3 protein-coding genes and 2 pseudogenes are annotated in these 5,308 nt (G+C 74.0%); 3 read left to right on the plus strand and 2 right to left on the minus strand.

Annotated features, from left to right (window positions below; translation table 11 throughout):
- A pseudogene (locus tag C1I99_RS28975) lies at positions 1-491 on the plus strand (glycosyl hydrolase); the annotation flags it as partial.
- A 64-nt stretch (positions 492-555) separates the two neighbouring features.
- Positions 556-1,626 carry a PHP domain-containing protein gene (locus C1I99_RS28980; protein ID WP_111137370.1) on the plus strand — a complete coding sequence of 357 codons (1,071 nt, stop codon included), beginning with the start codon at positions 556-558 and terminating at the stop codon, positions 1,624-1,626.
- 15 nt (positions 1,627-1,641) lie between these two features.
- Here C1I99_RS28980 and C1I99_RS28985 read toward each other — a convergent pair whose 3' ends face one another.
- The gene (locus tag C1I99_RS28985) at positions 1,642-2,622 is read right to left on the minus strand and encodes a DMT family transporter (protein WP_111137371.1); all 981 of its coding nucleotides are present in this window, start codon (positions 2,620-2,622) and stop codon (positions 1,642-1,644) included.
- Positions 2,623-2,836: 214 nt separating this feature from the next.
- Here C1I99_RS28985 and C1I99_RS28990 point away from each other — a divergent pair, with 214 nt between their 5' ends.
- The gene (locus tag C1I99_RS28990; RefSeq protein WP_111137372.1) at positions 2,837-4,507 is read left to right on the plus strand and encodes a DUF885 domain-containing protein; all 1,671 of its coding nucleotides are present in this window, start codon (positions 2,837-2,839) and stop codon (positions 4,505-4,507) included.
- Between the two features lie 52 nt (positions 4,508-4,559).
- Here the strand turns inward: C1I99_RS28990 and C1I99_RS28995 are convergent.
- Positions 4,560-5,308, minus strand: a pseudogene (locus tag C1I99_RS28995) (DUF6114 domain-containing protein); the annotation flags it as partial.

The following is a 5,308-nucleotide window of genomic DNA, read 5'->3' on the forward strand; positions in this document are numbered from 1 at the left end:
CCCCGCCGCCGACCGGCACCCCCGACTCACCCACCCAATACCTGCTCCCGGGGGGAGGGCTGGGGGCAGCCGGCGCGCCGGCGACCAGCACGGTGGCCAGCGCCGGCGGCACCAACCACGATGGCACTCCGAGCAATCCGCAGGTGTTCACCGCGACCGGCCTGGATCTGGCGTACACCGGCGGCCAGACCACGTTCGACCTGTCCCTGGACGCCGGCTCCGCGGTCGGCAACGGGGTGCAGCTACGGGTCTCCTACGACCTGACCGGCAACGGCGGTTGGGAGCGGGTGGAGACGTACCGCTACTTCGCCACCGACCCGGTCCCCGGCTACGAGCACTACACCCAGCAGGCCGGCCTGCTCTCCGCGACCGGCACCCTGGGCGCGCTGGTCAACGGAACGGTGCGGGTGGAGGTCTGGTCGGCGATCGGCGCCCACCCGACCACGCTCGCCACCGGCGACACGTCCCTCGTCAGGCTGCCGTACGCCTGATCCCGCCGATCCCGCGCCGCCGGTCGCCTCCCGGCCGGCGGCGCGGGGGCGTAGGTTGCAGGGAATGAGCGCTCGGGACCCCATCGCCGACCTGCGCCGGATCGCCTTCCTGCTGGAGCGGGCGAACGAGGCGACCTACCGGGTCCGCGCCTTCCGGTCGGCGGCCAACGCCCTCGCCGCGCTGCCGGCGAAGGAGGTGGCCGAGCGGGCCCGCAGCGGCAAGCTCACCGAGCTGTCCGGGGTTGGCGACGTCACCGCCCGCTGCGTCGCCGAGTCGCTCGCCGGCGAGGAGCCGGTCTACCTGCGCCGGCTGCTCGCCACCGAGGGCAGCGACCTGGACGCGCAGGCGACCGCGCTGCGTACCGCGTTGCGCGGCGACTGCCACACCCACTCCGACTGGTCCGACGGCGGGTCGCCGATCGAGGAGATGGCCCTCGCCGCGGTCGAGCTGGGGCACGAGTACCTGGTGCTGACGGACCACTCACCCCGGCTGAAGGTGGCCCGGGGCCTGACCGCCGACCGGTTGCGCCGCCAGCTCGACCACGTCGAGAAGGTCAACGCGGCGCTGCCGGCGGGGTTCCGGATCCTCACCGGGATCGAGGTGGACATCCTCGCCGACGGCTCGCTGGACCAGGACGAGACGCTGCTGGCCCGGCTGGACGTCGTGGTCGGCTCGGTGCACAGTGGCCTGAACGACGAGCGGTCGACGATGACCCGGCGGATGCTGACCGCCATCGCCAACCCGCACCTGGACATTCTCGGCCACTGCACGGGGCGGATGGTGTCGTCCCGGCCGGCCGGGGTGACCGGGCCGGGCGACCGGGCACACCGGCCGCGTGTCCGGTCCGAGAGCGACTTCGACGCGGACGCCGTCTTCGCCGCCTGCGTCGAGCACGACGTCGCTGTCGAGATCAACTCTCGCCCGGAACGGCAGGACCCGCCGAAGCGACTGATCCGCCGGGCCCTGGAGGCCGGCTGCCGCTTCGCGATCAACACCGACGCACACGCCCCCGGCCAACTCGACTGGCAGCGCTTCGGCTGCGAACGCGCCGCCCGCTGCGGCGTCCCCGCCGGCCAGGTGGTCAACACCTGGCCGGCGGATGAGCTGGTGGCCTGGGCCGCCGGCCACTCCTGAGCCGGGGCGGGTGGATCAGCGGGGGACGGCCGGCTCGGCGGCGGGAACGGCCGGCACACCGACGCCGACCGGCGCGGCGGGCCGGCGCCGGCCGAGCAGGCCCTGCGACACGGCCACCCCGACGAGCACGATCAGCGCGCCGACCGGCTGGTGCCAGGTGAGCCGCTCGCCGAGCACCACCGCGCCGATCAGCACCGCGAAGACCGGGATCAGATAGGTCACCGTGGACGCGGTGCTCGCCCCGGCGAGCCGGATGTTGCGCAGGTGGATCACGAAGGCGAGGCCGGTGCCGAGCGCCCCGAGCGCCAGCACGCTGGCGACGACCTCCGGCGACAGCGCCGTCGGCACCGGGGGCGCGCCGGCCACCAGCGGCGCGACGATCGCCAGCTGGGCCGCCGCGACCAGCAGCTGCGCCGCCGAGAGGGACAGGCCCGAGTGGGTGCTGCCCGCGACGAACCGCTTCTGGTACGGGATGGCGACGCCGTAGCAGGCGGCCGCGCCGAAGCACATCAGCTGCCCGACGAAGTGCGCCCCGCCAACGCCCTGCCAGACCCCGAGCACCACCAGCACGCCGGCGAAGCCGAGCGCCAACCCGACCGCCCGCCGCACGGTCAGCCGCTCGGTGCGGAACACCAGCACCGCCAGCGGCAGCACGATCAGCGGCGTGGTGGCGTTCCAGATGCCGGCCAGCATCGACTCGACCCGCTGCTCGCCGTAGCCGAAGAGGGTGAACGGGATGACCACGCCGAACGCGGCGATCACCGCCAGGTGGGCCCAGACGCGGGGTTCGCGGGGCAGCCGGTCACGGAGCACGGCGAGTACCACCAGCAGGGTCGCCGCACCCGCGCCGACCCGGTAGAGGGTGAGGTGCAGCGGATGCAGCTCCTCGACCCCCACCTTGATGAACAGGAAGCTGGAGCCCCAGATCGCCGCCAGCGCGAGGAACCCGGGCAACCAGCTGCGCAGCGCCGCCCGGTCAGGAGTGAAGTCCGCCATCACCCCTGACACTCTTCCCTAGGGGTACGACAATGTCCCGCGACTTTCGGACGCCGTGTCGACCGCCACACCCGGTTCTCCCGCCGCGACCCGCGGAGGGCGCGAGAACCCCTTCCCCGCACGGCGGGGGCCGGGCCGCCGACCGCCGGGCAGCCGGCCTGAACACGCGTAACACGGTCGACAGCCGGCCGATGCGGTCACGTAGGGTCGCAGCGTGGGACGAATCGATGACCTCGCCAACCGGTACGTGGCCGAGTGGGCGCCGCTGAGCCCGACCGGCGCCACGTACGTCGGCATCGCCGGCTACGACGACCAGCTCGACGACCTGTCGCCGGACGGCTACGCGGCGCGAGCCGAGCTGACCCGGCGCGCGCTCGCCGAGCTCGACGTGACCGAACCGGACTCCGAGGCGGAGCGGACCGCCAAGGATGCCATGCAGGAGCGGCTCGGCCTCGACCTGGCCCGGTACGAGGCGGGCGAGGCGACCAGCGAGGTCAACGTGATCGCCAGCGGCCTGCACGAGGTCCGCATGGTCTTCGACCTGATGCCGACCGAGGGCGCCGACGCGCAGGCCAACATCGCGGCCCGGCTGAACGGCTTCGCCGCCGCCCTGGAGGGCTACAAGACCACGCTGCGCGAGGCGGCGGCGGCCGGGCACGTCAGCTCCCGGGTGCAGCTGGTCGAGGTGGCCAAGCAGTGCGACATCTGGGTCGACCCGGATGGCGACAACTTCTTCCACGGGCTGGTCGAGCGGCTGGGCGCCGGCGGCACGCTCGACGCCGAGCTGCGCCGGGGCGCGGCGGCGGCCACCGCGGCGACCGCCGAGTTCGGGCAGTTCCTCCGCACCGAGCTGGCCCCCGGGGGGCGGGAGAAGCAGGCCGCCGGCCGGGAGCGCTACGAGCTGGCCGCGCAGTACTTCCTCGGCGCCAAGGTCGACCTCGACGAGACGTACGCCTGGGGGTTCGCGGAGCTGGCCCGGCTGGAGGCCGAGATGCGCGCGGTGGCGGCGCGGATCGTCGGCCCCGGCGCCACCGTCGACGAGGCGGTCGCGGCGCTGGACGCCGACCCGGCCCGGACCATCCAGGGCAAGGAGGCGTTCCGGGACTGGATGCAGGCGCTCGCCGACAAGGCGATCAGCGAGCTGCACGGCACCCATTTCGACATCCCCGAGCAGGTCCGCCGGATCGAGTGCTGCCTCGCCCCGACCAGCGACGGCGCGATCTACTACACCGGGCCGAGCGAGGACTTCTCCCGCCCCGGCCGGATGTGGTGGGCGGTGCCGCAGGGCGTCACCGACTTCTCCACCTGGCGCGAGGTGACCACCGTCTACCACGAGGGCGTGCCGGGTCACCACCTCCAGGTGGCGCAGACCGCTGTCCGGGCGGAGCTGCTCAACCGGTGGCAGCGGCTGCTGTGCTGGGTCTCCGGGCACGGCGAGGGCTGGGCGCTCTACTCCGAGCGGCTGATGGACGAGCTGGGCTACCTGGCGGACCCGGGCGACAAGCTCGGCATGCTGGACGGGCAGGCGTTCCGGGCGGCCCGGGTGATCGTCGACATCGGCATGCACCTGGAGCTGGAGATCCCGCGGGACAACCCGTTCGGCTTCCATCCCGGCGAGCGCTGGACGCCGGAGCTCGGCTGGGAGTTCATGCGGGCGCACTGCCGGGTGCCGGACGAGAACCTGCGCTTCGAGCTCAACCGCTACCTGGGCTGGCCCGGGCAGGCCCCGTCGTACAAGGTGGGCGAGCGGATCTGGCTCCAGGCCCGCGAGGAGGCGAAGGCCCGCAAGGGCGCCGACTTCGACCTCAAGGAGTTCCACCGGCAGGCGCTCGACCTCGGCGCGCTCGGGCTCGACCCGCTGCGCAAGGCGCTCGCCCGGCTCTGACCACAGCGCGGGGCCGGGATCGTCCCGGCCCCGCACCTGTGGTGGAGGGGAGTCAGGCCAGGGTCACCGTGAGCGCGGGCCGGGCGGTCAGCGTGTCGCTGTTGACGAAGGCCAGGTCGATCGCCGGGTCGGTGAACGTGATCGGGATGGGCGACGTGATCGGGATGCCGTCGGGGAACGGCAGGTCCGGGGTCAACGTGATCTTGATGCCGAGCAGCCGACCGACGAACCGGGTAGCGTAGAAGGCGACGTCGCCCTGCACCGTCAGCCGGGCCGTGGCGTAGCGCAGGGTACGCCCGGCCGGCCCGGGCGAGCGGAGCAGGAAGTCGTCGGTGACCGCCCGCTCCATACTGAACTTCAGCGCCTTCAGGGTGCCGTCGGCGGTCGGCAGGTCGACGATCCCCTCGAACCGCAGGCCGGTCATGGTCACCGCGGAGCCGGTGAGCTTCGACGGCGTCGCCGGCACCGCCGGCTGCCCCGGCTCCGGGGCGATCCGGGGCAGCAACGTCCCCTCCTCGGCCGGCCCGATAGGGGTCGGGCTCGGCTTGGCGGCACAGCCGGGAGCCGGCGGCGTCGGCCGGCCCGTGGCCGGCGGGCGGACGCTCGGTGTGGCCGAGGGCGTCGGCTCCGGCGTCTCCTCGTCGTCGTCCCGGCCCCCGCCGAAGAGGTCACCGAGCCGGTCCAGGATGTCGGCGATGATGTTGCCGTCGCCGGCCCCGTCGTCGTCCACGCCGGGCGACGGGGACGCGCTCAGGCTGGCCGGCGGCGGCGCGGCGCCCGGCGTGCCGGTCGGGGCCGGGC

Origin of the sequence: Micromonospora deserti, assembly GCF_003236335.1 — a bacterium.
GTDB classification, from domain to species: Bacteria; Actinomycetota; Actinomycetes; order Mycobacteriales; family Micromonosporaceae; genus Micromonospora; species Micromonospora deserti.